Here is a 19,780-nt window from a genome sequence, read left to right as displayed (position 1 = left end):
GTCAGCCCCTCCCCAGCAGCAGTCGGGCCTCGCCGACGGTGATGACGGAGCCCGTGACGAGCACACCGCCGCCCGCGAACTCGCCCTCCTCCTCGGCCAGCGTGATCGCGGCCTCCAGAGCATCCGGCAACCGCGGCTCGACCTGGACCCGTTCGTCGCCGAACACCTCCACAGCGATCGCGGCCAGTTCGTCGGCGTCCATCGCACGGTGGCTGGAGTTCTGCGTGACGACGACCTCGGCGAAGATCGGCTCGAAGGCTTCGAGGAGGCCTCTCACGTTCTTGTCGCCGCTCGCGCCCACCACGCCGATCAGGCGACTGAAGTCGAAGGCCTCACCGATCGCTTCGGCGGTGGCGCGGGCGCCCGCCGGATTGTGGGCGGCGTCCAGGACGACGGTCGGCGAGCGCCGTACGACTTCGAGTCGCCCCGGCGACGAGACGGCCGCGAAGGCCTTGCGGACGGTGTCGATGTCGAGCGGCTGGGGCCGCTGGGAGCCGACGCCGAAGAACGCCTCTACGGCGGCGAGCGCGACGGCGGCGTTGTGCGCCTGATAGGGGCCGTGGAGCGGGAGGTAGACCTCTCCGTACTCACCGCCGAGCCCGCGCAGGGTGAGCAGCTGTCCGCCGACGGCGACCTGACGGGCGACGACCCCGAACTCCAGCCCTTCCCTGGCCACGGTGGCGTCGACGTCGACCGCCTTCTTCAGGAGCACCTGGGCCGCGTCCACCGGCTGCTGGGCCAGGATGACCGTCGCGTCCTGCTTGATGATCCCGGCCTTCTCCGTGGCGATCGCGGCGGGCGTCTCGCCGAGGCGGTCGGTGTGGTCGAGGTCGATGGGGGTGACGACGGCGACGTCCCCGTCGATGACGTTGGTGGCGTCCCAGGAGCCGCCCATCCCCACTTCCACCACGGCGACGTCGACGGGGGCGTCCGCGAAGGCCGCGTACGCCATGCCGGTCAGCACCTCGAAGAAGGACAGCCGGTACTCCTGCTGTCCGTCGACCATCTCGATGTACGGCTTGATGTCGTCGTACGTCTCGATGAAGCGCTCGGCGGAGATAGGCGCCCCGTCGAGGCTGATGCGCTCGGTGATCGACTGGACGTGGGGGGAGGTGTAACGGCCGGTGCGCAGTTCGAAGGCGCCGAGGAGGGCCTCGATCATGCGGGCCGTGGAGGTCTTGCCGTTCGTCCCCGTGATGTGGATCGAGGGGTACGAGCGCTGCGGCTCGCCGAGGACGTCCATCAGCGCGGCGATGCGGCTGACGGACGGCTCGAGCTTGGTCTCGCCCCAGCGGGTGGCCAGGTCGGCCTCGACCTCGCGGAGAGCCTTGTCGACCTCCGGGTCCTCGGGGCGCGCGGGCACGTCTGCCTCCGGCGGGCCGCCCTGGGTGCGCAGGGTGCGGCTGCCGGCCTCGATGACCGCGAGGTCGGGGTCGCGGTCGGTTTCTTCCGCGATGATCTCGTCGAAGGGATCGCTGTCACTCACGGGGCCAGTCTACGGACGGGGACTGACAGCGTGCCTACGGAGTGGGGTGGCCGGGCTTGTCTGGCGGGTGCGGGTGCGTTGTGGCTGGTCGCGCAGTTCCCCGCGCCCCTAAAGACAAGGCCCCCGGCGCTTTGCAGCGCCGGGGGCCTTCATCCACGTACAACCGCCTACGCCTCCGGCAGCCGGTCCAGCTGGGCCTGGATGCGGGCGATGTCCTCGTCCGCCTTGGCCAGCCGCCCGCGGATCTTGTCCACCACCTGGTCCGGGGCCTTCGCCAGGAACGCCTCGTTGCCGAGCTTGGCGGTGGCCTGGGCCTTCTCCTTCTCGGCGGCCGCGAGGTCCTTCGCGAGGCGCTTGCGCTCCGCCGCCACGTCGATCGTGCCGGAGAGGTCGAGGGCGACCTCGGCGCCGCCGACCGGCAGGGTCGCCGTGGCCGTGAAGGAGTCGCCCTCCGGCTGCAGCCGCAGCAGCTGGCGGATGGCCGCCTCGTGCGGGGCCAGCGCCGTGCCGTCCAGCGTCAGACGGGCCGGAACCCGCTGACCCGGCTGCAGGCCCTGGTCGGCGCGGAAGCGGCGGACCTCGGTGATGACCGACTGGAGGGTCTCGATCTCCTTCTCGGCACCCGCGTCACGGAAGCCACTGTCCGCCGGCCAGTCCGCGATGACGACCGACTCGCCGCCCGTGAGGGTGGTCCACAGGGTCTCCGTGACGAAGGGGACGACCGGGTGGAGGAGCTTCAGGGTGACGTCCAGGACCTCGCCCAGGACCCGCTTGCTGACCTCGGCCGCCTCACCGCCCGCGATGAACGTCGTCTTCGACAGCTCGACGTACCAGTCGAAGACCTCGTCCCACGCGAAGTGGAACAGCGCGTCGGAGAGCTTCGCGAACTGGTAGTCCTCGTAGAGCGCGTCGACTTCGGCGACGACCGAGTTGAGACGGGACAGAATCCAGCGGTCGGTCGAGGACATCTTCGACGCGTCCGGCAGCGGCCCGTCCACCGTCGCGCCGTTCATCAGCGCGAAGCGCGTGGCGTTCCAGATCTTGTTGGCGAAGTTGCGGGAGCCCTGGACCCAGTCCTCGCCGATCGGGACGTCGACGCCGGGGTTGGCGCCGCGCGCGAGCGTGAACCGGAGCGCGTCGCTGCCGTACTTGTCCATCCAGTCCAGCGGGTTGACCGCGTTGCCGAAGGACTTCGACATCTTCTTGCCGAACTGGTCGCGGACCATGCCGTGCAGGGCGATGGTGTGGAACGGCGGGGTGCCGTCCATCGCGTACAGGCCGAACATCATCATCCGGGCGACCCAGAAGAAGAGGATGTCGTAGCCGGTGACCAGGACGGAGTTCGGGTAGAACTTCGCGAGCGACTCGGTCTGTTCGGGCCAGCCGAGGGTCGAGAAGGGCCACAGGCCCGAGGAGAACCAGGTGTCGAGGACGTCGGTGTCCTGACGCCAGCCCTCGCCGCTCGGGGGCTCCTCGTCGGGGCCGACGCAGACGACCTCGCCGTTCGGCCCGTACCAGACGGGAATCCGATGCCCCCACCACAACTGCCGTGAAATACACCAGTCGTGGAGGTTGTCGACCCAGTCGAAGTACCGCTTCTCCATCTCCTGCGGATGGATCTTGACCTTGCCCTCGCGGACCGCGTCACCCGCGGCCTTGGCGAGCGGGCCGACCTTGACCCACCACTGCATGGACAGCCGCGGCTCGATGGTGGTCTTGCAGCGCGAGCAGTGGCCGACGCTGTGGACGTACGGCCGCTTCTCGGCGACGATCCGGCCCTCGGCGCGCAGCGCGGCGACGATGGCGGAGCGGGCCTCGAAGCGGTCCAGGCCCTGGAAGGGGCCGTGGACGGTGATGACCGCGTGCTCGTCCATGACCGTGATGGCCGGCAGGTTGTGCCGCTGGCCGATCTCGAAGTCGTTCGGGTCGTGGGCCGGGGTGACCTTGACGGCGCCCGTGCCGAACTCCGGGTCGACGTGCTCGTCCGCGACGACCGGGATGGAACGGTCCGTCAGCGGCAGCTTGATGAGCTTGCCGATCAGGTGCTTGTAGCGCTCGTCCTCGGGGTGAACGGCGACGGCCGTGTCACCGAGCATGGTTTCGGCGCGAGTGGTGGCGACGACCAGCGTCTCCTCCCCCTCGCCGTACTTCAGCGAGACGAGCTCGCCGTCGTCGTCCTGGTACTCGACCTCGATGTCGGAGATGGCCGTCAGACAGCGCGGACACCAGTTGATGATGCGCTCGGCGCGGTAGATCAGCTCGTCGTCGTAGAGCCGCTTGAAGATGGTCTGGACGGCCTGGGACAGCCCCTCGTCCATGGTGAAGCGCTCACGGGACCAGGCGACGCCGTCGCCGAGGCGCCGCATCTGTCCGGAGATCTGCCCGCCGGACTCGCCCTTCCACTGCCAGACACGCTCGACGAACGCCTCGCGCCCGAGGTCGTGCCGGGACTTGCCTTCCTTGCCCAGCTCGCGCTCGACGACGTTCTGCGTGGCGATACCGGCGTGGTCCATGCCTGGCTGCCAGAGCGTCTCGAAGCCCTGCATGCGCTTACGCCGCGTCAGCGCATCGATGAGCGTGTGCTCGAAGGCATGCCCGAGGTGCAGGCTGCCGGTGACGTTCGGCGGCGGGATGACGATGGTGTAGGGCGGCTTGTCACTCTTCTCGTCCGCCTCGAAGTAACCGCGCTCTACCCAGCGCTCGTACAGCGGCCCCTCTACGTCGGCCGGCGCGTACTGGGTCGGCAGTTCGGAGTCGGGCGCTGATGGCTGCTGATGAGCGTTCTCGGTCACGGGGTCAGTTTAGGGGTGTCGCGGGCATGTCCCGAAACGTGTTTGCTCTGTAACGGTAGGGGCCCCGATGCGGTGCGCTGTCCATGCCTGCGCCAGGATGTCGGCACCACATAAACATTCTGGAGGGGAACCCAGTAATGAGCTACAACCAGCCGGGCCCGTACGGCGGGCAGCCCCAGCAGCCCGGTCCGTACGGTCAGCCGGGGCCATACGGCCAGCAGCCGCCGCAGGCGCCCCAGCCCGGCTATGGGTACCCCCAGCAGCCGCCGACCCAGCCGCAGCCCGGGTACGGCTACCCGCAGCAGCCGCCGCAGGGCGTGCCCCCGCAGACCCCGCCGTACGGCCAGCAGCAGCCGCCCTACGGCCAGGCTCCGTACGGCCAGCAGCCCTACACCGTCCCGCAGCCGCCGGTGCCCGGCGGTGGCGGCGGCAAGAAGGCAGCCCTGATCATCGCCGCGGTGGCGGTCGTGGCGGCCATCGGTGTCGGGGTGTACTTCGTGACCAACGGGGGCAGCAGCGCAAGCAGCATCGCGGACGACGGGGCGCACAAGCTGACGGCGCCGGCGACGGTCATCTCCGGGCAGTACAAGAAGGGCAGCGACTCCGCGGCCGGCCAGATGACCGACAAGGACATCAAGGACGCCGAGGCGTGGGGCGTCCAGAACGCCAAGGACGTCAGCGCGGCCTACACCGCGGGATCGGGTCTCACCGCGAAGAACCTGATGTTCATGGGCGTGTACGGCACCATCGACGACCCGGAGAAGACCGTCGACGCCATGTTCGCCCAGAACAAGACGGAGGCCGAGAAGAGCTCGTCCGGCGGCAAATTCGTGGGCAGCCCCCAGGAGTTCAAGCCGGCCGGCTTCGACAACGGCATCATGAAGTGCCAGGCGGTCGAGACCACGACCTCCGGCCAGACCGTGAAGATGCCGTTCTGCATCTGGGGTGACCACAGCACCCTCGCCTACGTGATCTCGTACGACTTGGCTTCCATGGCCTCGGGCAAGACCACCTCGCTGGACGACGCGGCGGCACTCACCGCCAAGCTCCGCAACGACGTGCGCGTCAAGGCCTGACGCCGTACGCCTCGACCACACGAAGGGGCCCCGGTCGGTCGACCGGGGCCCCTTCGCCGTGTGCGGTACAGCGGTTACGCCGTCTTCTGCTCCCCCGGCCCCCGCCCGTTGCGCGCATCGCGCGGGATCAGGGTCGGGTTCACGTTCGAGTGGACGACGTCCGCCGTGACGACCACGCGGGCCACGTCCTTGCGGGACGGGACCTCGTACATCACGGACATGAGGACTTCCTCCATGATGGCGCGCAGGCCGCGGGCGCCGGTCTGGCGGAGGATGGCCTGGTCGGCGATGGCCTCCAGGGCCTCGCGCTCGAAGTCCAGTTCCACACCGTCGAGTTCGAAGAGACGTTGGTACTGCTTCACCAACGCGTTGCGCGGCTCGACCAGGATCTGGAGCAGGGCCTCGCGGTCCAGGTTGTGGACCGAGGTGATGACGGGGAGGCGGCCGATGAACTCGGGGATCATGCCGAACTTGACCAGGTCCTCCGGCATGACGTCCTCGAACTGGTCCTTGGCCTCCAGCTCGCGCTTGGAGCGGATCGTCGCGCCGAAGCCGATGCCCTTGGCCCCTGCGCGCGACTCGATGATCTTCTCCAGGCCCGAGAACGCGCCGCCCACGATGAACAGGACGTTCGTCGTGTCGATCTGGATGAACTCCTGGTGGGGGTGCTTGCGGCCGCCCTGCGGGGGGACCGAGGCCGTGGTGCCTTCGAGGATCTTCAGCAGGGCCTGCTGGACGCCCTCGCCCGACACATCGCGGGTGATGGAAGGGTTTTCACTCTTCCTCGCGACCTTGTCGATCTCGTCGATGTAGATGATCCCGGTCTCGGCCTTCTTGACGTCGTAGTCGGCCGCCTGGATCAGCTTGAGCAGGATGTTCTCGACGTCCTCGCCGACATAGCCCGCCTCCGTGAGCGCCGTCGCGTCGGCGATGGCGAAGGGGACGTTCAGCATGCGGGCCAGGGTCTGGGCCAGCAGGGTCTTGCCCGAGCCGGTCGGTCCCAGGAGAAGAATGTTGGACTTCGCCAACTCGATCGCGTCGTCACGGCCGTTGGCCCCGCCGTTCTCGCCGGCCTGGACGCGCTTGTAGTGGTTGTAGACCGCCACCGAGAGGGCCTTCTTCGCCGGCTCCTGGCCGACGACGTAGCCCTCGAGGAACTCGTAGATCTCGCGGGGCTTGGGGAGTTCCTCCCAGCGCACCTCGCTCGTCTCCGCGAGTTCTTCCTCGATGATCTCGTTGCAGAGGTCGATGCACTCGTCGCAGATGTACACACCAGGCCCTGCGATGAGCTTCTTGACCTGCTTCTGGCTCTTGCCGCAGAACGAGCACTTGAGCAGATCGCCGCCGTCACCGATGCGTGCCACGGTGTGCTTCCCCTTCGCCTGGGAGACGCCTACGTCCAGCGGCTCCTGGTGCTGCCTTAATCCGACGGTACCTTGCCGGGCCCCCCGTTCGGGCCCCCCTTGGCGCGGTTCACTTTGACGTGCAGCGTGTCAAAGCACACTTACCGTGCCAAGGGGCGGCAGACGATACAGCCTCCGCCTAGCGGACGGCGGCGTTGTTCATCTTCCGGGTGGAGATGATCTGGTCGATCAGGCCGTACGAGAGTGCCTCCTCGGCCGTGAGGATCTTGTCGCGCTCGATGTCCTCGCGGATCTTCTCGATCGGCGTGGTGGAGTGCTTGGCCAGCATCTCCTCCAGCTGCGCGCGCATCCGCAGGATCTCGTTCGCGGCGATCTCCAGGTCGGAGACCTGACCGCGGCCCGTCTCGCTGTAGGGCTGGTGGATCAGCACGCGGGCGTTCGGCAGCGCCATGCGCTTGCCCGGCGTACCGGCGGCCAGCAGGATCGCGGCGGCGGAGGCCGCCTGGCCCATGCAGACCGTCTGGATGTCGGGCTTCACGAACTGCATCGTGTCGTAGATCGCGGTCAGCGCCGTGAAGGAGCCGCCGGGGCTGTTGATGTAGACCGAGATGTCCCGGTCGGGGTCCATCGACTCCAGGCACAGCAGCTGCGCCATGACGTCGTTGGCGGAGGCGTCGTCGATCTGGACGCCCAGGAAGATCACGCGCTCCTCGAAGAGCTTCGCGTACGGGTCGTACTCGCGGATGCCCTGCGAGGTGCGCTCGACGAAGCGCGGGATGACGTAACGGGACTCCGCCGTGGGGCCCGTGTACTCGGCGCGTGAGCGGTCGTACAGGCCGCTGCCGGGGAAGTCGTTCACTGTCTGTCTCCTAGAGGCTGAGGCGGTCGGCTGGGGGCTGCGCTGGGGCCTCAGGCCCCGGTGCCGCCGCCGCCCGGCATGTTGGCGGCCGCGGTGATGACGTCGTCGATGAGGCCGTACTCCTTGGCCTCCTCGGGGTCGAACCAGCGGTCGCGGTCGGAGTCGCGGGTGATCTGCTCGAACGACTGTCCGGTGTGCTGGGCGGTGAGCTCAGCCATGCGCTTCTTCGTGTGCAGCAGCCGCTCGGCGTGGATCTTGATGTCCGAGGCCGAGCCGGCCAGGCCGGCGGACGGCTGGTGGATGAGGATCTCGGCATTCGGGAGCGCGAAGCGCTTGCCCGGGGTGCCGGCGCTGAGCAGGAACTGGCCCATCGAGGCGGCGAGGCCCATGGCGATGGTCACCACGTCGTTCTTGATGAACTGCATGGTGTCGTAGATCGCCATGCCGGCCGTGATCGAGCCGCCGGGGCTGTTGATGTAGAGGTTGATGTCCTTGTCGGGGTCCGCGGCGGCAAGGAGCAGCAGCTGCGCGGTGATCTTGTTTGCGATGTCGTCGTCGACCGGCTGGCCGAGGAAGATGATCCGCTCGTTGAGCAGCCGGTTGTAGACCTGGTCGCCGAGGCCACCACCGATGGAAGGCTCGCCGGCGGCGGAGGGCATCAGATTCGTCACGTATCCACCTGCTCGTCTTACGACGGCGCCGGGCCGTCTCACGTATCCCTGCGGGGCTGGAGCCGTCGGGGACTCCACTCCCCCCGTATTCATGGACCCTAACGCGCTGGTCCCGTCGGGGAATCCCGCAGAGGGGGGTGTTCGCCGGGGGCGTAGCGCCTCCGGCGGGTGGGCCGCTGTCTACTCGCCGTGACTGTGCCCGTACGTGGGCGGCTGCGGGCTGTGTGTGGTTGCTCGCGCAGTTCCCCGCGCCCCTTCAGGGCGCTCCCCGAGCCGTAGGCCAAGAAAGGGCCCCGGGGTGTGCCCCCGGAGCCCTTCCTGCGACGTTCACAGCGCCGTGGGCGTCAGCCCTCGGTGTTCTCCGGGTCCGCGTCCGTGGCGTCGGCCTCGGTGGCCTCCGCGGCGACCTCGGCGGCCGTCTCGACCTCGTCCTCGTCGTCCAGGTCGACGACCTCGCCGTTGGTGTCCTTGACCGTGGCGGCCTCGACCACGACCGCGAGGGCCTTGCCGCGGGCGACCTCGCCGACCAGGAGCGGAACCTGGCCGCCCTCGACGACGGCCTGGGCGAACTGGTCGGGGGACATGCCGGAGGAGGCCGCACGCCGCATGAGGTGCTCGGTGAGCTCCTCCTGGTTGACGTTGAGCTTCTCGACCTTGACGAGCTCGTCGAGCACGAACTGGGTCTTGATGCCCTTGACCGCGGCTTCCTTGGTCTCGGCGTCGAACTCCTCGACCGTCTTGCCCTGGATCTCGAGGTACTTCTCGAGGTCGAGGCCCATCTGGCCGAGCTGGTGGTGCTCGAGGTTGTGCTTACGGGTGTTGATCTCGTCCTCGAGCAGCTTCTCGGGGACCGGGACCTCGACCAGCTCGAGCAGCTTCTCCAGGACTCGCTCCTGGGCCTGCGTGGCCTGGTCGTACTGCTTCATGTTCTCGAGGCGCTTGCGGCTGTCCGCCTTGAGCTCCTCGAGGGTGTCGAACTCGGAGGCGAGCTGCGCGAACTCGTCGTCCAGCTCGGGCAGTTCGCGGGCGGCGACCTGGGTGACCTTGACGGTGACCTCGGCCTCCTTGCCGGCCGCGGAGCCGCCCTTGAGCTCGGAGGTGAAGGTGGCCTCGCCACCGGCCTCCAGGCCCTTCACGGCGTCGTCGATGCCGTCGAGGAGCTCGCCGGAGCCGATGGTGTAGGAGACGCCGCTGGCGACGCCGTCCTCGAGCACCTCGCCCTCGACCTTGGCCTCCAGGTCGATCGTGACGACGTCGCCGTCCTCGGCGGCACGCTCGACCGGGGAGGTCGAGGCGAAGCGCTCGCGGAGCTGCTCGACCGACTTCTCGATGTCCTCGTCCGTCACCTCGACGGCGTCGACCTCGACCTCGATGCCGGAGTAGTCCGGGATCTCGAGGGCCGGGCGGATGTCGACCTCGGCGGTGAAGTTCAGCGTCTCGCCGTCCTTCAGCTCCGTGATGTCGACCTCGGGCTGGCCGAGGACGTTCAGGTCGGCCTCGTTGACCGCCTCGGTGTAGAACTTCGGAAGCGCGTCGTTGACCGCCTCCTCCAGGACCGCACCGCGGCCGAACCGCTGATCGATGACGCGCGCCGGGATCTTGCCCTTCCGGAAGCCCTTCACCGTGACCTGCTGGTTGATCTTCTTGTACGCCGCGTCGAGGCTGTCCTTGAGCTCCTCGAAGGGCACCTCAATGCTGAGCCGAACCCGAGTCGGGTTCAGGGTCTCGACGGCGCTCTTCACGGTTCGGTCTCCTTGGGGCTGACTTTAGGGATCGTGCCCGGCTGAGAGACACTCGGGCATGCAGCTTGCATAGTAACGGCAGCGACGACACGCCCCAAAGGCGATCAAGCGAGGTGATCGCGCCTGTGGCCGGTGTTGACCGGTCGTGGTCGGGGTGGCGGGATTTGAACCCACGGCCTTCCGCTCCCAAAGCGGACGCGCTACCAAGCTGCGCCACACCCCGTCTGGTGCGACACGTAGGGTACATGCCCGCAGGCAGCGCGGCTGCCGCATTTACGGGGTGTGCGCCGAGGCGGCCCGACCCGCTACGATGCTTTCCGTGCCGCGGTCACCTGACCTGCGGCGCGTGCTGTGCGGGCGTAGCTCAATGGTAGAGCCCTAGTCTTCCAAACTAGCTACGCGGGTTCGATTCCCGTCGCCCGCTCCATATGCATCAGGGCCGGGTCGGAGGATCTTCCTCCGACCCGGCCCTGGTCGTTTCGGGCGAGGCAGCGGGCACGGAGCGTAGCCGTCCTGCGGCGCTGCGCGTGGGCGTCCGCGTCCACTGCGGGGGCCGCGAAGGGTCCGCCGGCCTGACGGACGGCGGACCCCTTGCGGCTGAACCTGGTGCGGGACGTCTCCCCGGATCAGAACCGGATCAGAAGTTGATCTGGTTGATCGTCTCCGCTATCGAGTTGAGGAAGCGGTTGATCGACGGGGCCATGCCGGTCGACGCGAGGAAGAAGCCGAAGAGCACCGCGACGATCGCCGGGCCGGCCTTGATCGAGCCTCCCCTGATCAACACCACCAGGATGATCGCCAACAGCAGCACCACTGACAGTGAAATGGCCACAACTGATCACACCCTAGGTCGGTCCGCTCTCCCGGCCCGGGGGTGCCAGCCCCGCGCACCCCCGCCAGAACCATCGTGCCACCAACGGGGCCGCTGTATGCGGCAGGTGAGGCATCGTCGGTCACACCTGTGCCGGACCTTTGCCCCCGCCATGCGGGCACGGCCCGTGCGAGAGCCCCAACACCCGCCTCCCGCACAGCAATTCGACGGTGCACCCGCACAGGAAATTCGGCGAGATCGTTTCCATGTCCACACAACGCGTTCGCAGGTATTTCGAATTGTTGCCACGGACACCGCAAAGTTGCCAACAACAGCCCCACAAAAGGCCGATGAAGCGGACATTCCACCAGAGTCGCCCCCTGGTGATATGCCCCGTTTAGTCGGGACGAGTCGTGACAACCAGGACATGTAATGGTGTGTTGACCGTCACCTCCACGAGGGCGTCAACTTCCTTTAATCACGGGCACTCGAAGCCAATAGGCAGGAACGACGCGGGGCGTTTTACGAAAACCCACAGGCGACGCTAGGGTGCCTCAGATGTTTCACGCTGCCTCGTCCCCCGCACGCGCAGCGAGGTCCGGGATCGTCTCCCCCAGTTTCTGGGGGGAGGGTCTGTGACGAACTCGTTGCAACCGCACGGCCAGAACAGAGCGCCGCTCCCTCCGGCACAGCCGCCGGCGTCGGGAGTGCCGAGTCCGCGCTCACCGCAGGAACAGCAGAACAAGCCCACCAAATCCACTAAGTCCACCAAACCCGGCAAAGAGCGCGACTCGTTCTTCGACAACGCGAAGTACCTCGCCATCGTGCTGGTGGCGATGGGCCACTCCTGGGAGCCCCTGAAGGGTGACAGCCGCATCTTGGAGGGCGTGTACACGGTCGTGTACTGCTTCCACATGCCGGCGTTCATCATCATCTCCGGCTACTTCTCGCGCAGTTTCGACATGCGCCCCGACCGCCTCAGACGCCTCGTCACCGGTGTCCTCGTGCCGTATGTCGTCTTCGAGACGGCGTACTCGCTCTTCAAGCGCTACGGCGACCACGACCCGGGCATGACGGTCAGTCTGCTCGACCCCTGGTACCTGACCTGGTTCCTGGTCGCGCTGTTCATCTGGCGCCTGACGACCCCGCTGTGGAAGTCCCTGCGATGGCCGCTGCCCGTGGCGCTCGGCATCGCGATGTTCGGGTCGGTCTCGCCGGAGATCGGCAACGACCTCGACCTCCAGCGTGTCCTGCAGTTCCTGCCGTACTTCGTGCTTGGCCTGTGCATGAAGCCCGAGCACTTCCGGATGGTGCGCACCCGGAAGATGCGGATACTGGCGGTGCCGGTCTTCGCGACCGCGCTGGCCGTCGGCTGGTGGGCGGTGCCGCGGATGAACACCGCGTGGTTCTACCACCGGGACGCCGCCCAGGAGTTGGCCGCGCCGTGGTGGACCGGGCCGGTCATGGTGCTCGCCCTGTTCGGCTGCTCGCTGCTGCTGACCGCCTGCTTCTTCGCGTGGGTGCCGCGCCGGAGGATGTGGTTCACGGCGCTCGGCGCGGGCACGCTCTACGGCTATCTGCTGCATGGGTTCCTGGTGAAGGCCGGGGACTTCTACGGCTGGTTCGAGCCGAAGTGGTTGCACCGGCCGCTCGGTGAGATCTTTGTGACTGTGGTCTTTGCCGGGGCCGTGACGTTCCTGTGCACCCGGCCGGTGCGGTGGGTCTTCAAGTTCGCCATGGAGCCTGAGATGAAGTGGGCTTTCCGGCGGGATGCGGGTGAACTGGCGCGGGAGCGCGAGATGGCCCGCACCTGAGCATTTGCCACGCTTTGTCGTCTGGCGTCTGCGGGTGCGTCGTGGTTGATCGCGCAGTTCCCCGCGCCCCTTACGGGGCGCTCCTAGACCGGCGGCAGTTCAAGACCGAGAAGTGCGCGCATCCTCGTGTACTTCTCGGTCAGTCGTTTCCGGGTGGCCTCGTCATCGAGGCGGGACAGGCGGGACGGGTTTGCGTTGTGGGCCAGGTCTGCCTCCTTCACCAGGAGGGCGCCCGGTGTGGCGAGGATCCGTTGGGCGTACTTCTCCGGGCTCTCCCCTGGGCGCTTGGTGAGCGCGAGCACGATGTTCTTCGTGCGGTGGGTCAGCGCGGCCTGCTCCAGCCACTGTGCGGAGAGTGCGTCGTCCTCGATGGCGTCGTGCAGCCAGGCTGCCGCGATCTGCTCCTCGTCGCCGCCACGCGCGCGTACGCCCTCGGCGACGGCCCGGAGGTGCTCGGCGTACGGCCGTCCCGCCTTGTCCGTCTGCCCTTCGTGGGCGGCACGGGCGGTGGCCTCGACCTCGGTCAGGGGCATCGGCTCCCCAGGGGTTCCGGTCACTCGTCCAGTGCCGCCTTTCGCAGCGGCGGCTGTTGGGCCGTCTGAGCCGTTGCCGTCGGGCCCTCCCGGCAGATCAGCAGCAGCGCGCGGTCGTCGTTCACGTCCCTGGCCACCGCCTCGATGAGGTGCCAGGCGGCGCCGTGGAAGCCGCCGGCGACATAGCGGTCGGCCTCGCCCGTGAGGCGGTCGATGCCCTCGACGATGTCCCGGTCGGAGGTCTCCACAAGGCCGTCTGTGAACAGCATCAACACGTCACCGGGGCGGAGCGAGCCCTTCACGGGGTCGAACTGCGCGCCGTCGTACACACCCAGGAGCGGGCCCTCGGCCGCCTTCTCCTCCCAGCGGCCGCTGCCCGCGCTGAGCTGGAGACCCGGCGGATGGCCCGCGGAGTAGAGCTCGTAGTCGCCCGAGTCGAGGTCCAGGACCAGGTGGATGGAGGTGGCGAAGCCCTCGTCCCAGTCCTGGCGGAGGAGGTAGCCGTTGGCCGCCGGGAGGAATGCATGCGGGGGCAGTGAGCCCAGCAGGCCGCCGAATGCCCCCGACAGCAGCAGCGCACGCGAACCCGCGTCCATGCCCTTGCCGGACACGTCCGTCAGGACGACCTCCATCGTGCGGCCGCCGTTCGTGCGCGCCGCGACCACGAAGTCGCCCGAGAAGGACTGGCCGCCCGCCGGGCGCAGCGCCATCTCGCGGTGCCAGCCCACCGGCAGCTGCGGGAGCTTGCTCTGCACCCGGATGCGTTCGCGCAGGTCGAAGAGCATCGTGCCGCCGCGCCGCCAGGGCACGCCGACCCGGCTGCGGAACTGGGCGATGAGCAGACCGAAGAAGCCGCAGGCGGCCACCACCAGCACCACGCCCGGGGTGACACGGGAAGGGCCCTCCGTATAGGGCCCCAGTTTCACCGACTCCACGATCAGTGCCGTGGCCGCGGCCGCATACAGACCGAGCAGGCTCGCCGGGCGCAGCAGCAGGCCGCCCGCGACGATCGGCAGGACCAGCACGGCCGGGGAGCACCACACCGAGTTGGCGAGCGTGACGGCCGCGATCAGCGGGACGGTGAGCAGCAGACCGGCCAGCGCGACCCAGTCCGAACCGTCCCCACGGAAGTAGTCCACAGCGCTTCTGCGCAGGCCGACGCGGGCCCGGTGCCACTGCATCTTCAACCGGGCCGTGAACGTCTCGGCTGCTGCGCGCCGCTCTCGTCCTGCTGCCATTAGTTCGGGACCCTATCCATCGGACCAGCTGCTTGGCACGGGAGGTCCCACTTGTCCCCCGTCCGAGGTTCAACTTCACAGTGAACTTCACAGAAAGCCGTTGCGGGTCCGCCAAGACGAAATTCCCTCGCTCGTCCCGCAATGCCCTGGTAGGCATGGTTCATGGGGACTGACGTGACTGACTTGCGCGTGCTGCGCCAGGACGACTGGGACGAGTGGTACGACAACCTGATCCGCGCCTTCGGCGGGGTTCCGGAGTCGGCCGAGGAGCGGGCGCTGTGGCGCGAGCTCACCGAGACGGACCGTTCCATCGGCGCCTGGGACGGTGATGTGTGCGTGGGGACGGCGGGGGCGTTCTCCTTCCGGCTGACCGTGCCCGGCGGCGCCGCGGTGCCCGCCGCGGGCGTCACCATGGTGAGCGTGGCCGCCACGCACCGGCGGCGCGGGCTGCTGACGTCCATGATGCGGCGCCAGTTGGACGACGTACGGTCCTGGGGCGAGCCGCTGGCCGTCCTGACGGCGTCCGAACCCGTGATCTACGGGCGGTTCGGGTACGGCGTCGGGACGTACCACGTCAACGCCGAGATCGACACGACACGCGTACGGCTGTCCGTGCCGCCCGGCACCGATGACGTACGGCTGCGATACGCCGAACCGGCCGACGCACTCGACGCCTGCGAGGCGGTGTACGCGCAACTGGTCGCGCGGCGGCCGGGGATGGTGGCGCGGATTCCGGGCTGGGAGCGGCTGTGGCTGCTCGACCCGGAGAGCGAGCGGGACGGTGCGTCGCCGCTGCAGTGCGTGCTCGCCGAGCGGGGCGGCGAGGTCGTCGGGTACGCGCGCTTCCGGATCAAGGGTGACTGGGAGGCCTCGGGACCCAAGGGCACGGTGGTCGCGCAGGACGTGGACGCGTTGGACCCGGCGGCGCATGCGGCGTTGTGGCGGTTTCTGTTCGAGATCGACCTGACGTCGAAGATCGACGCGCGGCGGCGACCGCTGGACGAGCCGTGGCAGTACCTGGCGTCCGACATCCGGCGCTGCACGCTGCTGGTCCGGGACTCGCTGCATGTACGGCTGGTGGATGTCGGGGCCGCCCTGGAGGCCCGGACGTATCAGGCACCGGTGGACGTGGTGTTGGAGGTCGAGGACGCCTTCTGCCCCTGGAACAGCGGGCGTTGGCGGCTGGCCGGCGACCACAAGGGCGCGTCCTGCACGCGTACGGAGGAGGCCGCCGATCTCGCCCTGTCCGTACGGGAGTTGGGGTCGGCCTACCTGGGTGGCGTGACCCTCGACGCGCTCGCCGCGGCCGGGCGGGTGCGGGAGCTGCGGCAGGGCGCGCTCGCGGAGGCGTCGCTGGCGTTTGCTTCGACGGTGGCGCCTTGGCTGGCGCACGGGTTCTGAGCGGTTCCGGCGAAGTCCGCTGCGGTACGACAGCGCCCTGAAGGGGCGCGGGGAACTGCGCGACCAGCCACGACGGGCCCGCAGATGACAGACGGCCCGTCGCGGCACAACCCGCGGAGCGCTTGGCAGCCGGTCAGCGGGGCTGGCAGGTGGGGCACCAGAACAGGTTGCGGGCGGCGAGGTCGGCGGTGCGGATCTCGGCGCCGCAGATGTGGCAGGGCAGCGTGGCCCGTCGGTAGACGTACACCTCGCCGCCGTGGTCGTCGACGCGCGGCGGGCGGCCCATCGCCTCCGGGGTGTGCTCCGGGCGGACGGTGTCGATGCGGTTGTTGCGGACGCCCTCGTGCATGAGCTCGACGAGGTCCGTCCAGATCACGTCCCACTCGGCGGGGGTGATGTCCTTGCCTGCGCGGTACGGGTCGATGCCGTGGCGGAAGAGGACCTCGGCGCGGTAGACGTTGCCCACGCCGGCGATCACCTTCTGGTCCATGAGGAGTGCGGCGATCGTCGTACGGCTGCGGGAGATTCGGCGGTACGCCGTCTGTGGGGTGGCGTCCTCGCGGAGGGGGTCGGGGCCCAGGCGGTCGTGTATCGCCTGCTTCTCGGCGTCCGTGATGAGGGCGCAGGTCGTGGGGCCGCGGAGGTCGACATACGACGTGGTGTCGGCGAGGCGGAGGCGGACGGTGTCCGTGGGTGGGGGTGCGGGGGTGTCGCCGAAGGTGACCTTGCCGAAGAGGCCCAGGTGGATGTGGACCCAGTCGGTGTCCCGGAAGCCCAGGAAGAGGTGTTTGCCGTGGGCCTCGGTGTGGGTGAGTTCGGCGGTGGTGAGGAGTTCTGCCGCGTCGGAGAATTTGCCCTGGGGGCTGGTGACGTGGGGGGTCGTGCCGAGGAAGCGGGCGGCGTAGTCCTTGGCCAGACGGTGAATCGTGTGCCCCTCAGGCACGGTGGCTGCTCCTGTTCGTCTGTGGGTGGGGGCGGGCGTGGGGCCCGCGGCGGAGCCGCTGATGGATGCAGCTCGCCCCCGCCGCCCTTACCCGTTCCCATCCCCAGGGGGCTCTGCCCCCTGGACCCCCGATCGGCCTGAACGGCCTCGTCCTCAAACGCCGGACGGGCTGAAAGCCCAAGCCCCCGACCGGCTGAAACGACTACTGCTGCGGGTGGTGGGGCGGGATCGCGGGCAAATCGCCCGTTGTCTCGTAGTCCGTGAGCATGTCGATGCGGCGGATGTGGCGGGGGTCGCCTGAGAACGGGGTGCCCAGGAAGGATTCGACGAACTTTGTCGCCTCCTCCTGGGTGTGCATGCGTGCGCCCACCGCCACGACGTTGGCGTTGTTGTGCTGGCGGCCCAGCGACGCCGTCTCCTCGCTCCAGGCGAGAGCGGCCCGTACGCCCTTGACCTTGTTCGCCGCGATCTGCTCGCCGTTTCCGGAGCCGCCGATCACGATGCCGAGGGAGTCGGGGTCCGCTGCCGTCCGCTCCGCGGCGCGGAGGCAGAAGGGCGGGTAGTCGTCCTGGGCGTCGTAGATGTGGGGGCCGCAGTCGACGGGGTCATGGCCTGCTGCCTTGAGCCACTCGACGAGGTGGTTCTTGAGTTCGAAGCCCGCATGGTCGGAGCCGAGATACACGCGCATGGCTCCGAGTGTGACATGGCTGTTTCCGGGCGGCAGCTTCGGGTGCCGGGCAGGGAAATCGCCACTGCAGCCAACGAACCTCAAGGAAACCTCAAGTAACGATCCGGATTCAAAGGTTCACGAATCCATCTGCCTCCGTTTCACTGGACCGACTCGTACGCGATCCGTACGGGACCGCTCACCCGGCGCAAAGGAATTCCCCCTATGACTGGTCTCCAGGCCGGACTGAAAAACCGACATCTGTCCATGATCGCCATCGGCGGTGTCATCGGAGCCGGACTGTTTGTCGGGTCCAGCTCCGGTATCGCCACCGCCGGGCCCGGCATCCTTCTCTCGTACGCCCTCGTCGGCACGCTCGTGGTGCTGGTGATGCGGATGCTCGGGGAGATGTCCGCGGCCAACCCGACCTCCGGGTCGTTCTCCGCGCACGCCGACCGGGCGCTCGGCCGCTGGGCCGGGTTCTCCATCGGCTGGCTCTACTGGTTCTTCTGGGTCGTGGTGCTCGCGGTGGAGGCCACCGCCGGTGCCAAGATCCTGGCGGCGTGGATGCCGGCCGTTCCCCAGTGGGGCTGGGCCCTGATCGTGATGGCGGTGCTGACCGCCACCAACCTCGTCTCGGTCGGTTCCTACGGCGAGTTCGAGTTCTGGTTCGCCGGGATCAAGGTCGTCGCGATCGGTGCGTTCATCGTGGTCGGCGGGCTCGCCGTCTTCGGTGTGCTGCCGGGCGTCGACAGCCACAAGGCCGGCCTGAGCAACCTCACCGGCCACGGCGGCTTCCTGCCCAACGGGCCCGGCGCCATCCTCACCGGTGTCCTGCTCGTCGTCTTCTCCTTCATGGGCAGCGAGATCGCCACCCTGGCCGCCGGTGAGTCCGAGGACCCGCAGCGGGCGGTCACCAAGTCGACGAACAGCATCATCTGGCGCATCGGGGTCTTCTACCTGGGCTCGATCTTCGTCGTCGTGACCCTGCTGCCGTGGAACGACCCGTCGATCAAGAAGCAGGGCTCCTACGTCGCGGCCCTCGACTCCCTCGGTATCGCGCACGCCGGTCAGATCATGAACTTCATCGTGCTGACGTCGGTGCTGTCCTGTCTCAACTCGGGTCTGTACACGGCCTCCCGGATGGCCTTCTCGCTCGGCGAGCGGGGAGACGCGCCGAGGGCGTTCGCGAGGACGACCTCTCGGGGCGTCCCGATGGCCGCGATCCTCGTGTCCGTCGTCTTCGGGTTCGTCGCCGTGTTCTTCAACTACAAGTTCCCGGACTCGGTCTTCCTCTTCCTGATCAACTCCAGTGGTGCGGTCGCCCTGTTCGTATGGCTGGTCATCTGCTTCTCGCAGCTGCGCATGCGGAAGATCATCCAGGCGGAGGCGCCGGAGAAGCTGGTCGTGAAGATGTGGCTGTACCCGTATCTGACCTGGGCGACGGCCGCGCTGATCGTGTTCGTGCTGGGCTACATGCTCACGGACACGGAGCACGACGGGCGCGAGACCGTACTGCTGTCGCTACTCGTCGCGGCGGTCGTGCTCGTCGTCGCCTTCGTGAAGGAGAAGGTGCGCGGGGGCGGCCGGGCGGTCGTTGGGGGCGCACCCTCGGCGGACGTTCAGGAGAAGGTCAAGACCGGCTGACCGTTCTGCCGAAGGGGCCCGTGGTGAGCGCCGCGGGCCCCTTTTGCGTGCTCACAGCGCCGCTCGCCACACACCTCAGAGCACCACGAAGCTGTTCTTGATCTTGTCGTAGGTCTTGAGGGCCTGGGTTTCGATCTGCGGCTGGTACCAGGTGTTGATCTGGTACGACTTTCCGTCCTTGTCGAAGCCCAGCAGCCGGGCGTGCCAGGGGATGCCCTTCATGGTGAAGGTGTACTCCCAGACCACCGCCGGGTTGCCGCGGAACGTCGTCTTCTCCAGGCGGATCTTCCGGTAGTCCTGGCCCCGGTGGGCGTTCTGCTCCGACTGCTGCCAGGTCTGCATCAGGTCGCCGCGGGCGAGGGACGACTTGCCCACGAGCTCCTGTGCGCCGTCGGGGGACGTGTAGTGCACCTCCGCCCCCGTCTTCAGATCCCGCCGCCAGCCCTGCGGAGGCGCCCACGCGAAACCGCCGGCCTCCCGGTGCGTGCCCGGCGGCAGGGTCTGCGGCCTGGACGTGCCTTCCACTGTGGACGATGGGCTGCCTGCCGGTGTGGTGGCGGATGTCGTGGGTGACGTCGAGGATGCCGTGCGGTTCGCTCCGGGCGACCCGGAGTTCATCAGTAGGGCTACGGCGACCAGGGCACCGGCGGCGACCAGGCCGGTGACGGCTACGAACACAGTACGGCGGCGGCTGCGGCTGGGGTGGCGGGCGGTCGGGCCTCCGGGGGTGCGGAGG

At 68.4% G+C, this 19,780-nt stretch carries 16 protein-coding genes and 2 tRNA genes; 5 read left to right on the top strand and 13 right to left on the bottom strand.

Annotated elements, in window-relative coordinates; genetic code table 11:
- Position 1: 1 nt before the first annotated feature.
- Positions 2-1,486, bottom strand: coding sequence for a bifunctional tetrahydrofolate synthase/dihydrofolate synthase (gene folC / locus P2Q00_RS24460; protein WP_275774836.1), 1,485 nt, complete (start codon positions 1,484-1,486; stop codon positions 2-4).
- Positions 1,487-1,653: 167 nt separating this feature from the next.
- Positions 1,654-4,278, bottom strand: coding sequence for a valine--tRNA ligase (locus tag P2Q00_RS24455; RefSeq protein WP_275774835.1), 2,625 nt, complete (start codon positions 4,276-4,278; stop codon positions 1,654-1,656).
- Between the two features lie 137 nt (positions 4,279-4,415).
- On the opposite strand from P2Q00_RS24455, the gene P2Q00_RS24450 reads away from it, so the two are divergent.
- Positions 4,416-5,354 carry a hypothetical protein gene (locus P2Q00_RS24450; protein ID WP_275774834.1) on the top strand — a complete coding sequence of 313 codons (939 nt, stop codon included), beginning with the start codon at positions 4,416-4,418 and terminating at the stop codon, positions 5,352-5,354.
- A 74-nt stretch (positions 5,355-5,428) separates the two neighbouring features.
- Here the strand turns inward: P2Q00_RS24450 and clpX are convergent, their stop codons facing one another.
- The 5 genes from clpX to P2Q00_RS24425 all read right to left on the bottom strand — a co-directional run bounded on the left by clpX (position 5,429) and on the right by P2Q00_RS24425 (position 10,213).
- Complete coding sequence (gene clpX, locus P2Q00_RS24445; RefSeq protein WP_232646231.1) at positions 5,429-6,718, bottom strand: ATP-dependent Clp protease ATP-binding subunit ClpX; 1,290 nt, start codon at positions 6,716-6,718, stop codon at positions 5,429-5,431.
- A 178-nt stretch (positions 6,719-6,896) separates the two neighbouring features.
- Positions 6,897-7,577, bottom strand: coding sequence for an ATP-dependent Clp protease proteolytic subunit (locus P2Q00_RS24440; RefSeq protein ID WP_030934342.1), 681 nt, complete (start codon positions 7,575-7,577; stop codon positions 6,897-6,899).
- A gap of 50 nt (positions 7,578-7,627) precedes the next feature.
- Positions 7,628-8,248, bottom strand: coding sequence for an ATP-dependent Clp protease proteolytic subunit (locus tag P2Q00_RS24435; protein ID WP_275774832.1), 621 nt, complete (start codon positions 8,246-8,248; stop codon positions 7,628-7,630).
- Between the two features lie 344 nt (positions 8,249-8,592).
- On the bottom strand, positions 8,593-9,990 hold the full coding sequence (gene tig / locus P2Q00_RS24430) for a trigger factor (RefSeq protein ID WP_275774831.1): 1,398 nt from the start codon (positions 9,988-9,990) through the stop codon (positions 8,593-8,595).
- A 146-nt stretch (positions 9,991-10,136) separates the two neighbouring features.
- Positions 10,137-10,213 (bottom strand) — tRNA-Pro (locus P2Q00_RS24425).
- Between the two features lie 130 nt (positions 10,214-10,343).
- On the opposite strand from P2Q00_RS24425, the gene P2Q00_RS24420 reads away from it, so the two are divergent.
- Positions 10,344-10,417, top strand: a tRNA-Gly gene (locus P2Q00_RS24420).
- Between the two features lie 210 nt (positions 10,418-10,627).
- Here the strand turns inward: P2Q00_RS24420 and P2Q00_RS24415 are convergent.
- The gene (locus tag P2Q00_RS24415) at positions 10,628-10,822 is read right to left on the bottom strand and encodes a hypothetical protein (protein ID WP_275774830.1); all 195 of its coding nucleotides are present in this window, start codon (positions 10,820-10,822) and stop codon (positions 10,628-10,630) included.
- Between the two features lie 614 nt (positions 10,823-11,436).
- Here P2Q00_RS24415 and P2Q00_RS24410 point away from each other — a divergent pair.
- Complete coding sequence (locus P2Q00_RS24410; RefSeq protein WP_275774829.1) at positions 11,437-12,615, top strand: acyltransferase family protein; 1,179 nt, start codon at positions 11,437-11,439, stop codon at positions 12,613-12,615.
- Between the two features lie 83 nt (positions 12,616-12,698).
- Here P2Q00_RS24410 and P2Q00_RS24405 read toward each other — a convergent pair whose 3' ends face one another.
- Both P2Q00_RS24405 and P2Q00_RS24400 read right to left on the bottom strand, forming a co-directional pair.
- Positions 12,699-13,148 carry an HD domain-containing protein gene (locus tag P2Q00_RS24405; RefSeq protein WP_275774828.1) on the bottom strand — a complete coding sequence of 150 codons (450 nt, stop codon included), beginning with the start codon at positions 13,146-13,148 and terminating at the stop codon, positions 12,699-12,701.
- Positions 13,149-13,168: 20 nt separating this feature from the next.
- Entirely contained in the window at positions 13,169-14,386 is a 1,218-nt protein-coding gene (locus tag P2Q00_RS24400; protein ID WP_275774827.1) for a PP2C family protein-serine/threonine phosphatase, read from the bottom strand.
- 162 nt (positions 14,387-14,548) lie between these two features.
- Here P2Q00_RS24400 and P2Q00_RS24395 point away from each other — a divergent pair, with 162 nt between their 5' ends.
- Complete coding sequence (locus P2Q00_RS24395) at positions 14,549-15,787, top strand: GNAT family N-acetyltransferase (protein ID WP_275774826.1); 1,239 nt, start codon at positions 14,549-14,551, stop codon at positions 15,785-15,787.
- Between the two features lie 133 nt (positions 15,788-15,920).
- Here P2Q00_RS24395 and P2Q00_RS24390 read toward each other — a convergent pair whose 3' ends face one another.
- Both P2Q00_RS24390 and P2Q00_RS24385 read right to left on the bottom strand, forming a co-directional pair.
- Positions 15,921-16,730: an Fpg/Nei family DNA glycosylase gene (locus P2Q00_RS24390; protein ID WP_275774825.1), complete on the bottom strand. Its 810-nt coding sequence runs from the start codon at positions 16,728-16,730 to the stop codon at positions 15,921-15,923.
- 202 nt (positions 16,731-16,932) lie between these two features.
- Positions 16,933-17,418, bottom strand: a complete 486-nt coding sequence (locus P2Q00_RS24385) for a ribose-5-phosphate isomerase (protein WP_275774824.1) — start codon at positions 17,416-17,418, stop codon at positions 16,933-16,935.
- A gap of 204 nt (positions 17,419-17,622) precedes the next feature.
- On the opposite strand from P2Q00_RS24385, the gene P2Q00_RS24380 reads away from it, so the two are divergent.
- The gene (locus P2Q00_RS24380; RefSeq protein WP_275774823.1) at positions 17,623-19,044 is read left to right on the top strand and encodes an amino acid permease; all 1,422 of its coding nucleotides are present in this window, start codon (positions 17,623-17,625) and stop codon (positions 19,042-19,044) included.
- Positions 19,045-19,119: 75 nt separating this feature from the next.
- Here P2Q00_RS24380 and P2Q00_RS24375 read toward each other — a convergent pair.
- Positions 19,120-19,780 (bottom strand): serine/threonine kinase C-terminal domain-containing protein (locus P2Q00_RS24375; RefSeq protein ID WP_500692111.1); only part of this gene is annotated, 661 nt, incomplete at its 5' end.

The sequence above is a fragment of the Streptomyces coacervatus genome (genome assembly GCF_029223485.1).
In the GTDB taxonomy this organism is placed as follows: Bacteria; Actinomycetota; Actinomycetes; order Streptomycetales; family Streptomycetaceae; genus Streptomyces; species Streptomyces coacervatus.
The sequence above is the reverse complement of the archived record's forward strand: the minus strand, read 5'-3'. Positions and strand labels throughout refer to the sequence as shown.